We start from the raw sequence: 18690 nt of genomic DNA on the forward strand, positions 1-18690 counted from the left end.
ACCGACCGAAATCCGGGGTCGATTCCGGAAGCTGTCAGAGCTTCAGACCGCACCCTCATCCGGTGCAGCGGGCGTTGCGTGCGGATTCGCGTTCCAACCGAGAGCCGCCGCCCATGACCGCCTTACGCGCTGACCCGTCCAAAGAAACGATCGGCATCATGGTCTGCGGCCATGGCAGCCGAAACCAGAATGCGGCGCGGGAATTCTCCACGGTCGCGGAGGGTCTGCGCGCGCGCTATCCGGGCGTGCCGGTCGAATACGGCTATCTCGAATTTTGCAATCCGGTGATCTCGGCCGGGCTTGATTCGCTGCGCGCTCAAGGGGCAACAAAGATTCTCGCCGTGCCCGGCATGCTGTTTGCGGCCGGCCACGCCAAGAATGACATTCCCTCCGTGCTCAACACCTATCAGGCGGAGCATCGCGACGTCGTCATCCATTATGGGCGCGAGCTCGGGGTCGATCTTAAGATGATCCGGGCTGCGGGCGACAGGATCGCAGAAGCCATTGCCGAGGCGGATGCCGCCCATGGACCAGTCGATCGCCATGAGACGCTGCTGATGGTCGTCGGCCGCGGCGCTTCCGATCCTGATGCCAATTCCAACGTCACCAAGGTGATGCGCATGATCTGGGAGGGCATGGGCTTCGGCTGGGGCGAGACCTGCTATTCGGGCGTTACGTTTCCGCTCGTGGAGCCCGGCCTCGATCACGCGGCTCGGCTCGGCTACCGCCGCATCGTCGTTTTTCCCTACTTCCTCTTCACCGGCGTGCTCGTGAAGCGGATCTACAGCTACACGGATGCGGTTGCGGAACGGCATCCGGACATCCAGTTCGTCAAGGCGTCCTATCTGAACGACCACCCGCTCGTGCTCGACACGTTCCAGGACCGCGTTCAGGAAATCCTCGACGGCCAGGCGCTGATGAATTGCCAGATGTGCAAATATCGCGAGCAGGTGCTGGGCTTCGAAGCGGAAGTCGGCCTGCCGCAGGAGAGCCACCACCACCATGTGGAAGGCATTGGCGGTGGGCTTGAAAACTGCCCCTGCAAGGGCGACTGCGACGCGTCATGCCGCGATCCGGAATTCTGCCGCATCCACGGCCTGCCGTTCACACCGGTGCACAGCCATGCGCAACCGGCCGCTCTGGAGCCTGTCGGGCACGTCCATGAGCACGGCCACCATCACCACGATCACGAGCATCATCACCATCACCATCATGGTCACGACCATGATCATCATCATCATCATGGGTCTGAGCACGATCACAGCCATGACCATTCTCACGACCACGACCACGACCACGATCATGGCCACGGGCATGCGCATCATCACCATCCCTATCCCCATGCGGATCATCCGCTGGGGCCGCGCTCCATGGAGAAGCCGAAGGGGACGGGCGGTCGCTGATGCCGCTCTTCGATGCCTATCTGATGGCCGACTGGTCGGCAGCAGGCGTGCCGAGGCTCGGCAAGGATTCGATCTGGATCGCCTATGGCGTGCGCGAGGGAGGCGGCTTCACGCTTCTCTGGAACAACAATCTGCCGACGCGGCACGCTGCGCTTGAACGCATTGCGGAGACCATGCGGGACTGCGCGACGTCGGGGCTGCGCCTGATGGCCGGCTTCGATTTCGCCTTTGGCTATCCGCAGGGCACCGCCGAACAGTTGACTGGGAGCCCGCGCTGGGACGCGATCTGGGCGCATCTCGCTGATGCGATCATCGATGGCCCCGACAATGGCTCCAACCGGCTTGCGGTGGCGGCACGTCTCAACGGCAGGCTTCTGCCGGAACACGGCGTGCGGTTCTGGGGCAACGGAACGAAGACCGAGCATGTCGGACTTTCGCGGACGAAGGCAGGCTTTCAGGCCGGGAGCATTTCCGAGCGGCGCGTGATCGAGCGGCATCTGCCGGGCGCAAAGACGCTGTGGCAGCTCGCCGGCGCTGGCGCCGTCGGCAGCCAGAGCCTTGTCGGCATTGCGGGGCTGGAACGCCTGCGGCGGCATCCCGACCTTGCCGGCAAGATCAGGGTCTGGCCCTTCGAGACCGGCTTTGCGCACGACCTGGATGCACCGATTGTCATCACCGAAATCTATCCTTCGCTTCTGCCCATCACCCAAAGGCCAGATGAGCCCTGCCTGGACGCAGCGCAGGTGCGCACCGTGGTTGAAACCTTCGCATCGCTCGACGCCGAGGACGCGCTAAAGCCGCACCTTGCCGCACCCGACAGCCTTTCCGAAATTGATCGCGCTGCGGTTCTCTCAGAGGAGGGCTGGATCGTCGGATCGACATTCGCGCGTGCCGGGTCGACTTCGGTCGCTCGGGCGCTGCCTCAAGTCGCGACAGCGCCGATCGCCAATGCGCCGAGATCGGCCAACGCCACATCAGATTCGCAGCCCCTCGACTATGTCCGTGATCCCGACGAAATCTATCGCCGCTCCTTCGTAACGATCGAGGCCGAGGCCGATTTCTCGAAGCTGTCCAGCGATTTGCACGCGATTGCTGTGAGATTGATTCACGCCTGCGGCATGGTCGATCTCGTCGACTGTATCGCGGCTTCAAACGATGCTGCGACGTCTGGGCGGGCTGCGCTTCGAGCGGGAGCGCCGATCCTGTGCGACGTGGAAATGGTGCGTCACGGCATCATCTCGCGGAGCCTCCCTGCCGAGAATGAGGTGCTTTGCCTGCTCAACGATCCCTCGGTACCCGCCCTGGCGAAGAAGCAGGGGACGACACGGTCGGCCGCACAGGTCGATCTCTGGCTGCCGCGTCTGGAAGGTGCGATCGTCGCGATCGGCAACGCGCCGACCGCGCTCTTCCGGCTTCTGGAACTGATCGAGGCGGGTGCGCCGAAGCCGGCGCTCATCATCGGAATGCCGGTCGGTTTCGTTGGTGCTGTGGAATCGAAGGAAGCGCTCGCAAGCCGACCCCACGGGGTGCCGTTCATCACGGTTCACGGCCGGCGTGGCGGCAGCGCCATGGCCTCGGCCGCCGTCAATGCCCTCGCGCTGGAGGCCGGTCGATGAGCGCAGCGGATGGAAAACCTGCCGATAGGACAACGCCATGGCTCACCATCATCGGGATCGGTGAAGAGGGTGTGGCGGGCCTTTCTTCGAGGGCGTTGGCGGCGATTGCCGGAGCGGAAGCGATTCTTGGCGCGCGTCGCGTGCTCGACGCGCTGTCGGGCGTCGATCTCACTGGTAAGACGGTCCTCGACTGGAGCGCTGGCTTCGAGCCGACGATGGTCGCCATCCTTGCCCGACGCGGCTCTCCTCTCGTCATCCTTGCAACGGGTGATCCGATGCATTTCGGCATCGGATCGACGCTCGCACGTCATATCCCACCTGCCGAAATGGCGATCGTCGGCGTGTCCTCGGCGTTTTCGCTGGCGGCTGCCCGGCTTGGCTGGCCGCTGCAGGATGTCGCCTGCATCTCGCTGCACGGACGCCCTGTCGCTCGCCTGGCCGCCCATCTGGCCGACGGGCAGCGCATTCTGGCGCTCACCTCCGATGGCCAGACGGTGCATGAGGCGGCGGCGCTTCTCACCCGTGCCGGCTATGGTGCGTCACGGCTGACGGTGCTCGAGCATCTGGGCGGACCGAAAGAGCGTATCGTTCACCTGAATGCCAGCGGGGCCGATGGCTATCGTTTCGCGGACTTCAACACGCTGGCGATCACCTGCATCGCCGATGCCGACGTGGTGATCGATGGGGCGATGTCCGGTCTTCCCGACGATGCCTTCGAACATGACGGCCAGATGACCAAGCGCGAGATCCGGGCAGCCGTGCTGGCGCATTTGCGTCCAGGCGGCAGTCGCCTGCTGTGGGATGTCGGCGCGGGATGCGGGTCGATCGCCGTCGAATGGCTGCGGGCTGCGCCGCTCGCGCGAGCAATTGCGATCGAGCCGGTCGAGCGCCGGCTCGCCATGATACGCAGCAATGCCGAGACGTTTGGCGTGCCGCACCTGACAATCGTTGAAGGCCGCGCGCCTGATGGGCTTGCCGGGTTGGACAAGCCCGACGCTATCTTCATCGGTGGCGGAATTTCGACGGAGGGCACGTTCGAGACGGCGTGGGCAGCGCTTCAAGACAACGGTCGGCTTGTTGCGAGTGCGGTGACGCTCGAAAGCGAGGCGCGGCTTCTTGATCTACACGCCCGCTTCGGCGGGAATCTCGTGCGCATGGCCGTCTCGCGGGCCGAGCCCGTCGGCCGTTTCATGGGGTGGAAGCCGCTGATGCCGGTGACGTTGTGGTCCGTGACGAAGGCAACGGACGGTTCAGGGGGAGGGCAGCGATGAGCGGCACGCTCTATGGGCTCGGCGTCGGCCCCGGCGACCCTGAACTCCTGACACTGAAGGCGTATCGCGTCCTCACATCGGCGCCCGTCGTCGCCTATCCTGCGCCGGACAGCGGCGAGAGCTTCGCACGCTCGATCGTCGCTGGGTTCCTGAAACCTGAGCAGCGCGAAATCCCGATCATCGTGCCGATGCGCGTGGAGCGTTTCCCGGCCCGCGCGGTCTACGACAAGGCGGCCGCCGAGATCGGTGCGGCTCTTTCCGCGGGCGACGATGTCGCGGTGCTCTGCGAAGGCGATCCGTTCTTCTACGGGTCCTTCATGTATCTCTTCGAGCGGCTCGCCGGAGCGCACCGGACCGAGATCGTGCCCGGCGTCTCCTCCATGGTGGCGGCAGCTGCCGCTGCCGGCCGGCCGCTTGCCGCACGCAACGACGTGCTGACGGTCTTGCCGGCGCCGCTCGACGATGCCGCGCTTCGAGCACGGATAGAGACCGCAGACGCGCTTGCGATCATCAAGATCGGCCGCCATTTCAACCGGATCAGGCATTTGCTTCAAACATTGAATCTGGAGGCTGCGAGCCTCTATCTCGAACGCGTGACGCTTGCATCCGAGCGCGTGCTGCCGCTTCGCGCAGTCGCCGAGGATGCCGCGCCTTATTTCTCGATGATCCTCGTCTACAAGGGTGCGGAAGACTGGATTGCCGATCTCACGGGAGTGAGACGATGAAGCCGGCGATCGTCATCCTGTCGACCCATGCGGTGCCCCTGGCGCAGCGGGTCGCCGCCGCGGTCGGCGGCGAGGTGCATGGGCTTGCACGCCGGGTGGAGGGCGTCGACGTGCCGTTCGATGATACGGGTGCCCACTTCGGAGCGCTCTATCGGGAGGGCCTCCCGATTGTCGCAGTGATGGCGAGTGGTGCGATTATCCGGCTTCTGGCACCGCATCTTGCCGACAAGCATGGCGAGCCGCCGGTCGTCGCCGTTTCCGAAGATGGCGCAAGCGTCGTGCCGCTGCTCGGTGGGCATCATGGCGCGAACGATCTCGCCCGCGCGATTGCGGCCGCACTCTCGGCCCATGCGGCGATCTCGACTGCCGGCGACCTGCGCTTCGGCGTGGCGCTCGACGATCCGCCCGCGGGATACCGTTTGGCGAACCCGCAAGACGCGCGCGGGGTGATGGCCGATCTCGTTGCTGGTGCATCCGTGCGCCTTAAAGGGCAGGCTGCGTGGCTTGAGGAAAGCCGTCTGCCCATCGACGCCGGTGGTGCGGTCACGCTGACGGTCACAGACGCGGCAAAGGCTCCGGGACAGAGCGAACTCGTCTATCACCCTGCGACGCTCGTTTTCGGCATGGGTTGCGAGCGCGGTGCGTCCGCTGCTGAAGCCACCGCCCTTGCCGAAGAGGCGCTCGCGTCTGCTGGCCTTGCTCCCGCAAGTCTCGCGGCTGTGGTCTCGCTCGATCTCAAGGCGGATGAGACCGCAATCCACGCCGTCGCCGCGCATTTCGGCGTGCCGGCGCGCTTTTTCGATGCGGCGACGCTCGAAGCCGAAGCGCATCGGCTCGAAAATCCATCCGATATCGTCTTTGCGGAAGTCGGCTGTCACGGCGTGGCCGAAGGCGCGGCGCTCGCAGCTGTGGGTCCGGAAGGCGCGCTCATCGTCCCGAAGCGCAAGACCCGCGCCGTCACGGCCGCCATCGGGCGGGCGATCGCCCCTCTGGACGCCGAAACGATCGGGCGGGCGCGGGGTACGCTCTTCATCGTCGGCATCGGGCCCGGCAGCGACGCGTGGCGCTCGCCGGAAGTGAGCGGCATGGTGGAGCAGTCGACCGATCTTGTCGGCTACGGCCTCTATATCGACCTGCTTGGGCGCCTCGCAGATGGCAAGGTGCGGCATGATTTCGATCTCGGCGCGGAGGAACTGCGCGTGCGCCATGCGATGGAGCTTGCTAGCACCGGGCGGACCGTTGCGCTCGTCTGTTCGGGCGATGCCGGCATCTACGCGATGGCGACGCTTGCCTTCGAGCTTCTGGACAAGGCCGGCGGTGAGGCGGGGCTGACGGATGCGGCGCGGCGGATCGAGATCGTCGTGTCGCCGGGTATTTCCGCTCTGCAGGCGGCAGCCGCGCGCGTCGGTGCGCCGCTCGGGCATGATTTCTGCACGATTTCGCTGTCGGATCTTCTGACGCCCTGGGCAGACATCCAGCGGCGCGTGAAGGCAGCGGCGGAGGGTGATTTCGTGATCGCCTTCTACAATCCGGTCTCGAAGCGCCGGCGCACGCAGCTTGCGCATGCCCGCGACGTGCTGCTGCGACATCGGCCGGCGGATACACCCGTGGTGCTCGCCACCAATCTCGGGCGCGAGGGCGAAACCGTGCGGGTCGTGCCGCTCGCGGAGCTTCAGATCGACGATGTCGACATGTTGACGGTGGTGATCGTCGGCTCGTCGGAAACCCGAACGGTCAAAACGGGCGACGGGCGCCTGTGGGTCTACACGCCGCGCGGCTACGCCGGAAAGGCGGGAACAGCGATGGAATCATCCTCATGACGGTCTATTTCATCGGAGCCGGGCCGGGCGCACCGGATCTCATCACCGTGCGGGGGCTCAGGCTCATCGAGCGCTGCCCCGTCTGCCTCTATGCCGGCTCGCTGGTGCCGGAGGAGATCGTGAAGGCCGCACCGGAGGGTGCGCGCGTCATGGATACGGCGCCGATGCATCTCGATGAGATCATTGCCGAGATCGAGGCCGCTAACGGGCGAGGCGAGGATGTCGCGCGTGTTCATTCCGGCGACCCGTCGATCTACGGCGCCGTTGCCGAACAGATGCGCCGGCTTGATGCACTCGGCATCGACTACGAGATCGTGCCCGGCGTTCCGGCCTTCGCCGCTGCCGCCGCAAAGCTGAAGACGGAACTGACGCTGCCGGAAATCGCCCAGACGGTGATCGTTACCCGCACCGGCATGAAGGCCTCCGCCATGCCGGAGGGCGAGCAACTGGAAATCCTCGGCCGCTCCGGCGCCACGCTCGCCATCCATCTCTCGATCCGCAACCTCGTCTATATCCGTGAGGCGCTGGAGCCCTATTATGGCGCGGATTGCCCGGTCGTGATCGCCTACCGCGCCACCTGGCCGGACGAGCTTTATATCCGCACCACGCTTTCCGGCATGAAGGATGCGGTGCGCGAGGCAAAGATCACCAGGACGGCGCTCGTCATGGTCGGCAAGGTGTTCGGCGAGGTGGAGTTCCGGGATTCCGCACTGTACGACGCCGATTACGCGCATGTGCTGCGCAATCGCGGCAAGAAGCAGCGGGCGACTTCATGAAGGGTCGGCAAGCCCGCGCAAAAGTTCCGCTCCGAGCAGCGCCTCGACGGACGCATAGCTGTGCAGGCCAACCAGGTTCGGCGGACGGTCGATCATGAGCAAGGGGAGGCCGAGCCGACGGGCGGCTTCGATCTTGGCATATGCGCCCCGGCCTCCGGAGTTGCGGCAGACGATCGTGTCGATGCCATGGGCGACCAGCATCGACTCCTCGGCTGCAACGTCGAGATCGGGTTTGCCGAGCACGAGCACAAAACGCGCAAAGGGCAGGTCGGCCTCGGGTTCGTCCACCATGCGGATGACGAAGGTCACGTCGGCGCGGCCGGCAAAGGGTGCAATGTGCTGGCGGCCGAGTGCCAGAAGCACCGTTGCATCCTTCGGGATGGCGGCAACGGCATCTGCGATGGTCGCGACGCGCTTCCAGCGATCGCCGTCGGCAGCGTCCCAGGCGGGTCGTGCAAGGCTGATGAGCGGGATGGCGAAGAGCGCCGCAGCTTGCCGCGCATTGGCCGAGATCGTGCCGGCGAAGGGATGGGTCGCGTCGATCAGGAGGTCGACGGCATTGTCCTTGAGATATGCCGCAAGACCGTCCGCGCCGCCGAAGCCGCCGATCCGGGTTTCGCCGGCAAGCGGTTTCGGTTCGCGCGTCCTGCCGGCAAGCGAAGTGACGATGCGGGCCTTGCGGCTCTCGGCGAGCCTTGCCGCAATCTCGGCCGCTTCGCGCGTCCCGCCGAGGATCAGGATCGTTTCAGGCGCTGCGCGCAAGGATGTCTCCCTGGCGATCGGTGACGATAATCTCGACATTCACCGCCGCGCCGCGCAAGGTTTCAATGGCCGTTTGGCGGGCGCGCGCGGCAATCATCGGAGCAAGATCGATGCCGGAAGCCCGGGTCAATTCAAACACTTCCAGCGCCGTATTGGCATTCAGAATCCGCTCGCGAAGTTCGGCGTCCGCATGTCCCGCAAGATCGGCGAGGAATGCCATGTCGACCTGGCTGCGCGCCGAATGCAGATCCAGCGCACCTTGCGCGAGCTTCGTCAGCTTGGCGAAACCGCCGGCGATCGTCAGTCGCTCGATCGGGTGCACGCGCAGATATTTGAGCAGGCCGCCCGCAAAGTCGCCCATGTCGATCAGCGCGATCTCGGGCAGTCCATAGATTGTCTGAGCGGCGGCTTCCGAGGTCGAACCGGTCGCCGCGATCACATGGGTCAGCCCCTCGGCGCGCGCGACATCCACGCCGCGATGGATGGAGTGGATCCAGGCGGAGCAGGAAAAGGGATGGACGATACCCGTCGTGCCGAGGATCGAAAGCCCGCCGACGATGCCGAGGCGCGGGTTCCAGGTCTTTTCAGCAATTGCCTCGCCGCCGGGTACGGAGATCGTAACCTCCACATCCGGCGCGTATCCGTGTTTGGCGCAGAGAGCCTCGATTTCCGCCCGCATCATGGCGCGGGGGACCGGGTTGATCGCCGCTTCGCCGACAGGCACAGGCAGGCCGGCCTTCATGACCATGCCGACGCCCGAACCGGCACGAAAGACGATGCCGGCGCCTTGGGGGAGAAAGCGGACCGACGCGATCACGGTCGCGCCATGGGTCACATCCGGATCGTCGCCCGCGTCCTTGACGATGCCAGCGGACGCAACGCCGTCGCCGAGACTCTCGACAGCGAGCGGGAAGGCGGGTTCTTCACCCTTTGGAAGGCGGATCGTCACGGGATCTGGAAATGTGCCGGTGAGGAGCGCGGTCAGCGCCGCCTTCGTCGCGGCGGTGGCGCAGGCACCCGTCGTCCAGCCACGTCGCAAAGGCGCTGTCCCGCCGTCGCCGGCTGGCTTGCTTCTTTTGCCGCGGGCTGTAGCGTCGTCGACCATGGCTCGCTTATAGGCGAGCGCCCGGCACGAGGAAAGGAGACCGGCCGTTGAGGCAATCACCATCGCCCTTTGCCGGCCTGCCCGAGCTTCTGCCGGGTCATGTCTGGCTTGTCGGCGCAGGCCCGGGCGATCCCGGCCTGATGTCGATGCTTGCAGTCCATGCGCTGATGCAGGCCGATGTGGTCGTGCATGATGCGCTGGTGGATGAAACGTGCCTGCAATGGGCACGGCCGGGTGCCGAGATGATCTTTGCCGGCAAGCGCGGGGGAAAGCCTTCGCCGAAGCAGCGGGACATCTCGCTCAGGCTGGTCGAACTGGCGCGCGCCGGGCGGCGGGTGCTGAGATTGAAAGGCGGCGATCCGTTCGTCTTCGGGCGCGGCGGGGAAGAGGCGCTGACGCTGGTCGAACAACAGATCCCGTTCCGCATCGTGCCGGGCATCACGTCGGGCATAGGCGGTCTGGCCTATGCGGGCATTCCCGTGACCCACCGCGAGACGAACCACACGGTGACCTTTCTCACCGGCCATGACTCCTCCGGCCTCGTGCCGGACCGGATCGACTGGAACGCTGTCGCCAAGGGATCGCCGGTGCTCGTCATGTACATGGCGATGAAGCATATCGGCGTCATCGTGGAAAAGCTTTTGGAAGCCGGTCGCCGCGCAGACGAGCCTATGGCGTTCGTCTGCAACGCCGCAACGGCCGAGCAGCGCGTTCTCGTCACCACGCTCGGGCAGGCGCTTCCGGCGCTTGAGGATGCCGGGCTCGCGCCGCCGGCAATCGTCGTCCTCGGCGAAGTGGTTCGCCTGCGCGCAGGTCTCGACTGGCTGGGCGCGCTTCAGGGCAAGACGCTGACCGCAGACCCGATGGGCGACCGCAGCGACCAGAAACGGGACGCCGGTTGAGATGGCTGGGTTCCTGATCGCAGCACCGAGTTCGGGGCAGGGCAAGACGACTGTCACGCTCGGGCTCCTGCGTGCTTTGAATCGGCGCGGCATTGCGCTTGCGCCGGGCAAGGCCGGGCCGGATTATATCGACCCGGCATTTCATGCGGCGGCTGCCGGTTCCGCCTGCTTCAACTACGACCCCTGGGCCATGCGGCCGGAACTCATGCTTGCCAATGCCAGCCTGCAGATGGCGGGCGGGAAGCTCTTCGTCGTGGAAGCGATGATGGGGCTCTTCGACGCCGCCGCAGACGGCCGGGGCTCGTCCGGCGATCTCGTGCGGCTGATGCGGCTGCCGGTCGTCTTCGTCGTCGACGCATCGAAGATGTCGCATTCCATCGCCGCCCTCGTGCGAGGCTTTGCCGGCTTCGACGCGGGTGTGATGATCGCCGGCGTGATCCTCAACAATGTCGCGAGCGAGCGCCATGCGGCGATGCTGCGGGATGCGCTCGGCTGCGCGGGCATTTCCGTGTTCGGTATTTTGATGCGCGATCCGGCGTTGAAACTGCCCGAGCGGCATCTCGGCCTTGTCCAGGCGCAGGAGCACGAGGCGCTCGAAGGCTTCATCGAGCGCGCCGGAGATGCGGTTTCGACCGGCGTCGATCTTGATGCCGTGCTGCGCGCAGCAGGCCTTTTCCGGCAGCCGGAAAGCGAGGCCAATATTCTTCGCCTGCCGCCACCGGGCCAGCGCATCGCCGTCGCGCAAGATATCGCCTTTGCTTTTGCCTATACGCACATGCTCTTCGGCTGGCGGCGGCGCGGCGCGGAGATCTCGTTTTTCTCGCCACTCGCCGACGAAGCGCCGCCGGCCGATTGCGACGCCATCTGCCTGCCGGGCGGTTATCCCGAGCTGCATGCGGGGGAGCTCGCTGCGGCGACGCAATTTCGTAACGGAATGATTGCCGCGCGAGACCGGGGCGCGGCGATCTTTGGAGAATGCGGTGGCTACATGGTTCTGGGCGACGGCCTCATCGATGCCCACGGCGTCGCGCATCCCATGCTCGGCATGCTGTCGCTGGTGACGAGCTTTGCGGAGCGACGGCGCCATCTCGGCTACCGCGTGCTGACGCCGCTTGCGGGCGCGCCCTTCACTACACGCCTGACCGCGCATGAGTTTCACTATGCGACGATCGTGCGGGAGGAGGGCGACCGGCTCTTCACAGCGACAGACGCGCTCGGCGCCGATCTTGGACAGGTGGGATTGCGGCGTGGGCGCGTGGCCGGCTCCTTCATGCACCTGATCGATCTTGCGGGTGACGCATGAGTGCTTTGCCGCGCCATGGCGGCGGGCTTGCCGCTGCCTGCAGACTGTTCGGCGGCCAGCCGCGCGACTGGCTGGATCTTTCCACCGGCATCAATCCGCAGCCGGCGGAATTTTCCTGGCCCCCTGGCGATATCTGGCAGCGCCTTCCGGATGCCGATCTCACGGCATCCGCGCGCGCCGCTGCTGCCTTGCATTACGGTGTGCCGGACGATCATCCGCAGCCCTTGCCGGTGCCCGGAACGCAGGCCGCGATCCAGATGCTTTCGCGCCTTCTGGCTGGTGGTCGGCGCATGGTCGTCGCCGCGCCGACCTATAACGAATATGCCCGCGTGTTTCACGCGAGCGGCTGGCAGGTGGACGAACTGCCGGCCGATGATGCGCTGGAAGCGGACGCGGATGTGATCGTCGTCGTCAATCCCAACAATCCGGATGGGCGGCTTCTGTCGCGGGCGGATATTCTTGCCGCTGCCGACCGGCTGGCCGCGCGGGGTTGCACGCTGGTCGTCGACGAGGCTTTCGCCGATACCGACCCGATCGAAAGCGTGGCTGGCGATGCCGGATCGCGCGACAATCTGATCGTGCTGCGCTCCTTCGGCAAATTCTTCGGCCTGGCTGGTTTGCGCCTTGGCTTCGCGATCGCGTCCGAACGGCACCTTGTGGCGATGGAAACGATAATGGGGCCCTGGCCCGTGTCGGGTCCGGCGCTCTCCATCGCTGCCGATCTGATGCCAGATCGCGTCAAGGTCGCGGCGGTGCGCGAGGCAATCCGAGTTCGACACCGAGAAACGCGAGATGTCCTCGACCGGACTGGTCTTCCCATCATCGGCGATGGCGGGCTGTTCCTGCTCGTCCAGCATCCTGCCGCCTCGGAGATCTACGCGCATCTCTGCCGTCAGCATGTCCTCGTTCGCGCTTTCGACTATCCGCGCCACTGGCTTCGATTCGGGCTGGCGAAGGATGCCTCCGAGGCTCAGCGTCTTGTCGATGCGCTTTCCAAATTTCCTGCCATACCGAGATCCTGACCGGACATGATCATCGATCTCGAACGGCAACTGCTCATCCTTGCCGCAGCACTCCTTCTCGATCGCATCGTCGGCGACCCCGACTGGCTGTGGCGGCGCTTGCCGCATCCGGTCGTGATCTTCGGCAAGGCGATCGGTTTTGCAGACAAGCGTTTCAATCGCGAGGGGGCGAGGCCTGCGTCACGTCGCCTCGCGGGCCGGCTCGTCATCGGGACGCTGTTGGCTGCTTCAGTCGTCGTAGGCGCCACACTGTCGCTGATGTTCGCGCATGCCAGCTTCGTCGGCGTGCTGCTCGAATTGATCGTCGTTGCGGTGCTTCTCGCGCAAAAGAGCCTCTCGGATCATGTCCAGGCGGTTGCGATCGGCTATCGCACTGGCGGTCTCGAGGGCGCGCGTTTTGCGGTTTCCATGATCGTCGGGCGAAATCCGGCGACGCTCGACGAGAATGGCGTTGCCCGTGCGGCTATCGAGAGCCTTGCTGAGAACTTCTCCGATGGCACTGTTGCGCCGGCCTTCTGGTATGCGCTGCTCGGCCTGCCGGGGATATTCGCCTACAAGATGCTGAACACGGCCGACAGCATGATCGGTCATCGCTCCGCCCGCCACATCGATTTCGGCCGCGCCTCCGCAATAGCCGACGATTGGGCGAACTGGCCGGCAGCGCGGCTCTCAGCCGCATTGATCGCCGCCGGCGCCTTAGTCCAAGTGGGTTTGGGTGCGGCGCGGCGCGCGCTGAAAGTTGCGCTGATGGATCACGGGCTGCACCGCTCGCCCAATGCCGGCTGGCCGGAATCGGCGATGGCGGGTGCGCTCGATGTCGCGCTTGCCGGGCCCCGGATCTATGGCGGCGAGCGTGTCGCCGAGCCCATGCTCAATGCCGCCGGCCGGATGTGCTCGATGGCCGATATCGATCGTGCAATCCGCATTTACGGCGCCGCGTGCTCGGCGCTGCTCGTTCTGACAGTGCTTGCCGCGCTTACAATTCGTGCTTGATCGCCCAGCGATCGTGAAACCACTGCCACTGGCCGGGATACTCACGCACCCAGGCCTCCACCTTGTCGTTCAGCATCTGCGCGGTGGCGGCGACATCGACATTGCCGTTGGCGTCCTTGGGGATCGTGACGGCCGGCTCGATTTCCAAGCGAAACCGACCGTTCGGCAAGCGGATCGAGCGAGCGGGGTAAACCTCGCAATCATATTGCCGCTGCAGCTTGGCGAGCAGCGGGTTGGTCTTGACCGGCAGGCCGAAGAACTGCGTGGTGACGCCCTTGTGGAACTTCTGGTCGACGAGCATGCCGACAGCACCGCCTTCTTCCAGCGTGCGCGCCAGCGTCCAGGCGGCGCCTGAGTTAGAGGCGACCAGCTTGCCCATGCGGCTTTGGCGCGCTTTCATGACGCGCTCGGCGACATAGCGATTGTTCGGCGGCCGGAAGAGCGCCGTCACGTCGAGATCGAAGGCCGAAGCCGCGATCGGTAAGAGCTCGAAATTGCCCGTATGTGCGGTGAAGACGATGAAGGGGCGGGGATTGTCGCGCAGGTCCAGGAAGATGTCCGTGCCGGAAACTTCGATGGTGCCCGTGTTGCCCGCATTCGGGTCGTAGTCGAACAAATCGTCGAGAAACACGTATTCGGCGGCAAGGCGGGCCATGTTGCCCCACATGTCGCGCGCGATCTCCTCGCGTTCGGCTTCGGTCTTTTCCGGGTAGGCGCGGCGCAGATTTTCCATCGCAAGCTGGTGGCGCGAGGTCATCGGGCCGATGCGCCGGGCCATGCGGTCGACGAAATCGATCGCCTTCGCCGTCGGCAGCATCTGCAGAAGCCCGAGCAGGCCGAAGATCAGCTGCGCCGTTGCCCAGTCGCCGAATTTCTTGAGCGCCAGAACGATGCGGGTGATGAAGAGCTTCAAGCGAGCGTGCCTGTCAATCGATCTTCAGGATGATCTTGCCGAAGACCTGCCGGCCTTCCATGCGCTTCAGGGCCATGTCGAGATCGTCAAAGCCAACTTCCGTGTCGATCACGGGATGCGCGATGCCGCGCGCCATCTTCTCCATGGCGTCTGCCATGTTCTCCATGCGGCAGCCGAACGACCCGATGATCCGCAATTGCTGCTGGAAGACGTGCATGAGGTTGATCGAGGTGGAAACGCCCGATGTCGAGCCGCAGGTGACCAGGCGACCGCCGCGCTTCAGGCAGAGCATGGAGCCGGCCCAGGTGTCGGCGCCCACATGCTCGAACACGACGTCGACGCCCTTTTTCTTCGTGAGCTTGCGCACCACGCCCTCGAAGCGGTCTTCGCGGTAGTTGATGACGTGATCGGCGCCAAGCGCCTTCGCCTTCTCGATCTTGTCGTCCGATCCGACCGTGGTGATCACGGTGCAGCCCATTTTCTTGGCAAGCTGGATCGCTGCCGTGCCGATGCCGGAGCCGCCGGCATGGACGAGGATCGTTTCGCCGGGCTCAAGCTTGGCGTTGTCGAAGAGCATGTGCTCGACCGTGCCGAAGGTGACGGGGCTGAGCGCCGCAGCCACCGCATCGACGCCGGGCGGGGCCGGGACGAGCAGGCGTGCGGGAAGATTGACCTTTTCCTGCGCAAAGCCATCGAGGTGGAAGCCATGCACGCCGGACACGTTTTCGCAGAGATTGTCGCGGCCCGCGCGGCAATGGCGGCAAAGGCCACAGGTGCGCGCACCATAGATCGCCACGATCTGGCCCGGCTGCAAATGGCCGACGCCAGGTCCAACCGTTTCGACTTCGCCGGCGGCTTCCGCGCCGATGACCAGCGGCATCTTGCGCTTGGCAAAGGCCATGCCGCGCCAGCCCCAGACATCGATGTGGTTCAGCGCGACGGCCCGAATGCGCACGGTCACTTCGCCATGGGTCGGCGGGGGAGGCGGTGCGATATCGGCGATTTCGAGCTTGCGGTCTTCGATAAGCTGGAGGGCACGCATGCGGATATACCTTCGCCTTTCAAGGCGCCTGTTCGGTCTTTCGGATGATTGGCCGGTCAGTTAGGCCGGTTCTGCCGTCATGACAAGACAGGCGTTCTGCCCGCCAAAGCCGAAGGAGTTCGACAGAACGCTGGTGACGGCCTTGTCGCGCTTGATATTCGGCACGACGTCGAGATCGATCGCCGGGTCCGGATTGTCGTGATTGATGGTGGGCGGCAGCGTGCCGTTCGCTATCGTCAGCAGCGAGAAAACCGCTTCGATCGCACCGGCCGCCGTCAGCGTATGGCCGATCATTGATTTGTTCGACGAGACCGGCACGTTCGGCAGGTGGTCGCCGAAGACCGACGAGATCGCCAGATATTCCATCTTGTCGTTTTCTGGCGTCGAGGTGCCGTGGGCGTTCACGTAACCGATCTGGCTCGCGTCGAGCCCGGCATCGGCCATGGCTTCACGGATCGTCGCGATTGCCGGCCCACCATCGGGTGAGGAGCGGGTGCGGTGGAAATGATCGGCCTTCTCGCCACAGCCGGCGACGATGCCGAGCACGCGCGCACCCCGGGCAATCGCGCTTTCCAGCGATTCGAGCACCAGCGTTGCCGCACCTTCCGCCAGCACGAAGCCGTCGCGGTCCTTGGTGAACGGCTTCGACGCCTTTTCCGGCGGATCGTTTTGGGTCGACAGCGCCGAGAGGAGCGAGAAGCGGACCAGCGACTCCGCCGAAACAGACCCGTCCGTTGCAACCGTCAATGCACGGTCGGTGCGGCCCTGGCGGATCGCCTCGACGCCGAGCTGGATCGCCGTTGCGCCCGAAGCGCAAGCAGTGGACAGCGTGACCGGCAGGCCGCGTGTACCGAACTTGTCGGCGAGCCGCTCGGAGATCGTGCCGAAAAGGACGGCCTGGTGCAGATCGGGGTCAGCGCGCTCGCGCAGCACGGCGTTGAAGCGCTCATAGGCGTTGCCTTCGGCCTCGATCGCGCGTGCCATGTCGGCATAACCGAATCGGGTCGACCATTCGGCTTCGATCGGTGGTGCCGCCAGGAAGAGCGGCCCGCCGAATTCGCCGGACAAGCCTGCTTCGGCGAGTGCTTCCTCGGTCGCTTCACGCGCCATGGCGAAGGAAATCTCGGTCGCGTTGATCAGCGGCACGTTGACGAATTCGACGGTTCCCGCGATTTTCGTCGACAATCCGTCGGTCGGGAAGCGCGAGATCGGGTGGATGCCCGACACGCCGCCTGAAAGCTTCTGCCAATTGTCGGCCTTGCCGCGTCCGAGCGAGGATACGATGCCAATGCCGGTGACGGCAACGATCGGCCGGCCCTTGTGATCGCGATAGGATGTCATGCCTTGCCTCCGACGCGGGAGAGACGAGCGACGCCTTCGCCGCGCACATAGCCGACCGTTGTGACGAGCGCGGTGTCGACCGGCTTGTCGAGCGCTTTGTCGTCGGCCTCGAACGGCGCGATCGCGACATCTGCCTTCAAAGCGAGCGCTGCAAGGCCGAGGCCAATTGGGAACTGGGCTTCCAGCGCGTGGCCAACGACGTTGGCGTATCGCCGCAGGATCGCATCGGGGAAGCTGTTGCGCCAGACCGACGCTTCGCGCTCGGTGATGCCGACGAGGCCGCTTGCGCCCGAAACGATGAGATCAGGTGTCGCCGCGCCGTCGATCATGCTTTGCAATCGGCGTTCGAGCCCCTCGTCGTCGCGCGAGCCACGGTCCCCTTCGACGGCCTCGATTTCCGCATAGATCGTTGCGCCGCGGGCAGTTGCCCGGTCCAGCGATTCCAGCACAAGGAAGCAGGCTGCCGAACCGAGCACGATACCGCCGCCGGCTTGATTAGAGCGCGCGACGAGCGGCTGCCAGTCGCCCTGCGCCAGCGCCTGGATGCCTTCGAACACGAAGTGCATGTCGGGACGTTCTGCTACATGTCCGCCGCCGACGAGCGCGTGGGTGGATTGGCCCGCCCGGATCCGCGCGAATGCCGTTTCGACGGCCGAAATACCGGCAGCCTCCTCGCCCATGAAGGTGCGGGACGAGCCCGTGACCTTGTGGACGATCGAGATATTTCCGGCCATCAGGTTCGACAGCTGCGCCAGAAACAGCGTCGGGCGCAGTTCCGTCATCAGCTTTTCGTTGAGAAGCCGTTCGCGATCGTTGTGGTTTGCCGCCTCGTCGATGATCAGCGTGTCGACGGTCAGATCACGCTCGCCGCCGCCGGCCGCGACGATCATGTCCATCGACGCAGTCGCTTCCGCGTCGTCCTTCAGCCCGGCATCTTCGAGCGCCAGGCCTGCAGTGAAGACGCCGAGGCGCTGCCAGTCGTCCATCTGGCGCTGGTCGCCGCGCTTCGGAATCTGCGCCGACCAGTCGATTTCAGGCAGCGGGTGCACGGAATAGGGCGCATAGCGCGCACTGTCGACGACCGGCTCCGGCGATGTGGTACCGGCGAGCAGTGCTTCATGCGCGGAGCGGCCGACACCAAGGCTTGTGACGATGCCGATGCCTGTGATCACGACCCGTTGCGGCGTAGTGTTCATGTGGCGTCTCCAGAGACTGTGCGTGCGGCACGATCCACGGTGATGGCGTCCATCAAGCCGATATCGAGCGCGCGCTTCTTCACCTCGGCAGCAAGCACTGTATTATCGGCGGGCAGGATGCGCAGCTTCAGCTCGCAATCGGCAATGCGCTTTCCCTCGCGTTCGATCGTGCCCTTCATCACGGCAAAGCCAGAGCCTTCGTGCACCAGCGTTGCTGCGACCGACAGCGGCGTGTTCGGCTCGACGAAGGTGCGGAGCTTCGCCTTGTCCACGGATACGAGGAACGGCATCGATTCAAAACTGGTCTTGGCCAGGATGAGATAGCCGGACGCCTGCGCCATCGTCTCGATCAGGAGCACGCCCGGCACGAGGGGCAGGCCTGGAAAATGGCCCTCGAAGACGGGGCTCCTTTCGGGCGTAGTGGAGCGGGCAGCGAGCTTGCCGCCTTCGAGATCGACCATTTCGACGCGATCGATCATCTGGAAATATTCAAGAAGCAT

Annotated in this window: 17 protein-coding genes; 10 read left to right on the top strand and 7 right to left on the bottom strand. The window is 65.1% G+C overall.

Translation table 11 applies throughout. The features are described 5' to 3' along the window. Positions 1-113 precede the first annotated feature (113 nt). From D5400_RS09095 to cobM, 6 genes are all read left to right on the top strand, one after another. Positions 114-1403 carry a sirohydrochlorin chelatase gene (locus D5400_RS09095; RefSeq protein WP_126009724.1) on the top strand — a complete coding sequence of 430 codons (1290 nt, stop codon included), beginning with the start codon at positions 114-116 and terminating at the stop codon, positions 1401-1403. Between the two features lie 941 nt (positions 1404-2344). Continuing rightward, complete coding sequence (locus D5400_RS21520) at positions 2345-3019, top strand: precorrin-8X methylmutase (protein WP_245451541.1); 675 nt, start codon at positions 2345-2347, stop codon at positions 3017-3019. Then, positions 3016-4290, top strand: coding sequence for a precorrin-6y C5,15-methyltransferase (decarboxylating) subunit CbiE (cbiE, locus tag D5400_RS09105; protein ID WP_126009725.1), 1275 nt, complete (start codon positions 3016-3018; stop codon positions 4288-4290). The genes D5400_RS21520 and cbiE overlap by 4 nt, the downstream gene beginning before the upstream one ends. Beyond that, on the top strand, positions 4287-5015 hold the full coding sequence (gene cobI, locus D5400_RS09110; protein WP_126009726.1) for a precorrin-2 C(20)-methyltransferase: 729 nt from the start codon (positions 4287-4289) through the stop codon (positions 5013-5015). Before cbiE ends, cobI begins: the two co-directional genes overlap by 4 nt. Continuing rightward, positions 5012-6835 carry a precorrin-3B C(17)-methyltransferase gene (cobJ, locus tag D5400_RS09115; RefSeq protein ID WP_126009727.1) on the top strand — a complete coding sequence of 608 codons (1824 nt, stop codon included), beginning with the start codon at positions 5012-5014 and terminating at the stop codon, positions 6833-6835. Before cobI ends, cobJ begins: the two co-directional genes overlap by 4 nt. Further along, positions 6832-7611, top strand: coding sequence for a precorrin-4 C(11)-methyltransferase (gene cobM, locus D5400_RS09120; protein WP_126009728.1), 780 nt, complete (start codon positions 6832-6834; stop codon positions 7609-7611). Before cobJ ends, cobM begins: the two co-directional genes overlap by 4 nt. On the opposite strand, the gene D5400_RS09125 is transcribed toward cobM, so the two are convergent. Next, positions 7606-8373, bottom strand: coding sequence for a cobalt-precorrin-6A reductase (locus D5400_RS09125; protein WP_245451491.1), 768 nt, complete (start codon positions 8371-8373; stop codon positions 7606-7608). The two genes, cobM and D5400_RS09125, sit on opposite strands and share 6 nt — an antisense overlap. Then, positions 8357-9478 (bottom strand): cobalt-precorrin-5B (C(1))-methyltransferase, encoded by a 1122-nt coding sequence (locus D5400_RS09130; RefSeq protein ID WP_126009730.1) that lies wholly within the window; start codon positions 9476-9478, stop codon positions 8357-8359. Before D5400_RS09130 ends, D5400_RS09125 begins: the two co-directional genes overlap by 17 nt. Positions 9479-9525: 47 nt before the next feature. Between D5400_RS09130 and cobA the strand changes: the two genes are divergently transcribed. From cobA to cbiB, 4 genes are read left to right on the top strand one after another with little or no spacing between them, the layout of a single operon-like run. After that, the gene (cobA, locus tag D5400_RS09135) at positions 9526-10380 is read left to right on the top strand and encodes a uroporphyrinogen-III C-methyltransferase (protein ID WP_245451492.1); all 855 of its coding nucleotides are present in this window, start codon (positions 9526-9528) and stop codon (positions 10378-10380) included. 1 nt (position 10381) lies between these two features. Then, on the top strand, positions 10382-11683 hold the full coding sequence (locus tag D5400_RS09140; RefSeq protein WP_126009731.1) for a cobyrinic acid a,c-diamide synthase CobB: 1302 nt from the start codon (positions 10382-10384) through the stop codon (positions 11681-11683). After that, positions 11680-12705, top strand: coding sequence for a threonine-phosphate decarboxylase CobD (cobD, locus tag D5400_RS09145; RefSeq protein WP_126009732.1), 1026 nt, complete (start codon positions 11680-11682; stop codon positions 12703-12705). Before D5400_RS09140 ends, cobD begins: the two co-directional genes overlap by 4 nt. Before the next feature lie 6 nt (positions 12706-12711). After that, on the top strand, positions 12712-13698 hold the full coding sequence (gene cbiB / locus D5400_RS09150) for an adenosylcobinamide-phosphate synthase CbiB (protein WP_126009733.1): 987 nt from the start codon (positions 12712-12714) through the stop codon (positions 13696-13698). Here the strand turns inward: cbiB and D5400_RS09155 are convergent. Genes D5400_RS09155 through D5400_RS09175 form a run of 5 tightly spaced genes read right to left on the bottom strand, consistent with a single transcriptional unit; the run spans position 13682 to position 18690 of the window. Next, positions 13682-14611 (bottom strand): lipid A biosynthesis lauroyl acyltransferase, encoded by a 930-nt coding sequence (locus D5400_RS09155; protein WP_126009734.1) that lies wholly within the window; start codon positions 14609-14611, stop codon positions 13682-13684. The two genes, cbiB and D5400_RS09155, sit on opposite strands and share 17 nt — an antisense overlap. Positions 14612-14624: 13 nt before the next feature. Continuing rightward, positions 14625-15653 (bottom strand): zinc-binding dehydrogenase, encoded by a 1029-nt coding sequence (locus D5400_RS09160; protein ID WP_126009735.1) that lies wholly within the window; start codon positions 15651-15653, stop codon positions 14625-14627. Positions 15654-15713: 60 nt separating this feature from the next. Further along, positions 15714-16994, bottom strand: a complete 1281-nt coding sequence (locus tag D5400_RS09165; protein ID WP_126009736.1) for a beta-ketoacyl-ACP synthase — start codon at positions 16992-16994, stop codon at positions 15714-15716. Further along, on the bottom strand, positions 16991-18190 hold the full coding sequence (locus tag D5400_RS09170) for a beta-ketoacyl-ACP synthase (protein ID WP_126009737.1): 1200 nt from the start codon (positions 18188-18190) through the stop codon (positions 16991-16993). Before D5400_RS09170 ends, D5400_RS09165 begins: the two co-directional genes overlap by 4 nt. Further along, complete coding sequence (locus D5400_RS09175; protein ID WP_126009738.1) at positions 18187-18690, bottom strand: 3-hydroxyacyl-ACP dehydratase FabZ family protein; 504 nt, start codon at positions 18688-18690, stop codon at positions 18187-18189. Before D5400_RS09175 ends, D5400_RS09170 begins: the two co-directional genes overlap by 4 nt.

The sequence above is a fragment of the Georhizobium profundi genome (genome assembly GCF_003952725.1).
In the GTDB taxonomy this organism is placed as follows: domain Bacteria; phylum Pseudomonadota; class Alphaproteobacteria; order Rhizobiales; family Rhizobiaceae; genus Georhizobium; species Georhizobium profundi.

Excerpts from the sequence above, each read along its gene's own strand:
- cobD (WP_126009732.1), top strand. The coding sequence starts at position 11,680 with ATGAGTGCTTTGCCGCGCCATGGCGGCGGGCTTGCCGCTGCCTGCAGA.
- cbiB (WP_126009733.1), top strand. The coding sequence starts at position 12,712 with ATGATCATCGATCTCGAACGGCAACTGCTCATCCTTGCCGCAGCACTC.
- cobM (WP_126009728.1), top strand. The coding sequence starts at position 6,832 with ATGACGGTCTATTTCATCGGAGCCGGGCCGGGCGCACCGGATCTCATC.
- D5400_RS09140 (WP_126009731.1), top strand. The coding sequence starts at position 10,382 with ATGGCTGGGTTCCTGATCGCAGCACCGAGTTCGGGGCAGGGCAAGACG.
- D5400_RS09160 (WP_126009735.1), bottom strand. The coding sequence starts at position 15,653 with ATGCGTGCCCTCCAGCTTATCGAAGACCGCAAGCTCGAAATCGCCGAT.
- cobI (WP_126009726.1), top strand. The coding sequence starts at position 4,287 with ATGAGCGGCACGCTCTATGGGCTCGGCGTCGGCCCCGGCGACCCTGAA.
- D5400_RS09175 (WP_126009738.1), bottom strand. The coding sequence starts at position 18,690 with ATGCTTCTTGAATATTTCCAGATGATCGATCGCGTCGAAATGGTCGAT.
- cbiE (WP_126009725.1), top strand. The coding sequence starts at position 3,016 with ATGAGCGCAGCGGATGGAAAACCTGCCGATAGGACAACGCCATGGCTC.
- cobJ (WP_126009727.1), top strand. The coding sequence starts at position 5,012 with ATGAAGCCGGCGATCGTCATCCTGTCGACCCATGCGGTGCCCCTGGCG.
- D5400_RS09165 (WP_126009736.1), bottom strand. The coding sequence starts at position 16,994 with ATGACATCCTATCGCGATCACAAGGGCCGGCCGATCGTTGCCGTCACC.
- D5400_RS09170 (WP_126009737.1), bottom strand. The coding sequence starts at position 18,190 with ATGAACACTACGCCGCAACGGGTCGTGATCACAGGCATCGGCATCGTC.
- D5400_RS09130 (WP_126009730.1), bottom strand. The coding sequence starts at position 9,478 with ATGGTCGACGACGCTACAGCCCGCGGCAAAAGAAGCAAGCCAGCCGGC.
- D5400_RS09095 (WP_126009724.1), top strand. The coding sequence starts at position 114 with ATGACCGCCTTACGCGCTGACCCGTCCAAAGAAACGATCGGCATCATG.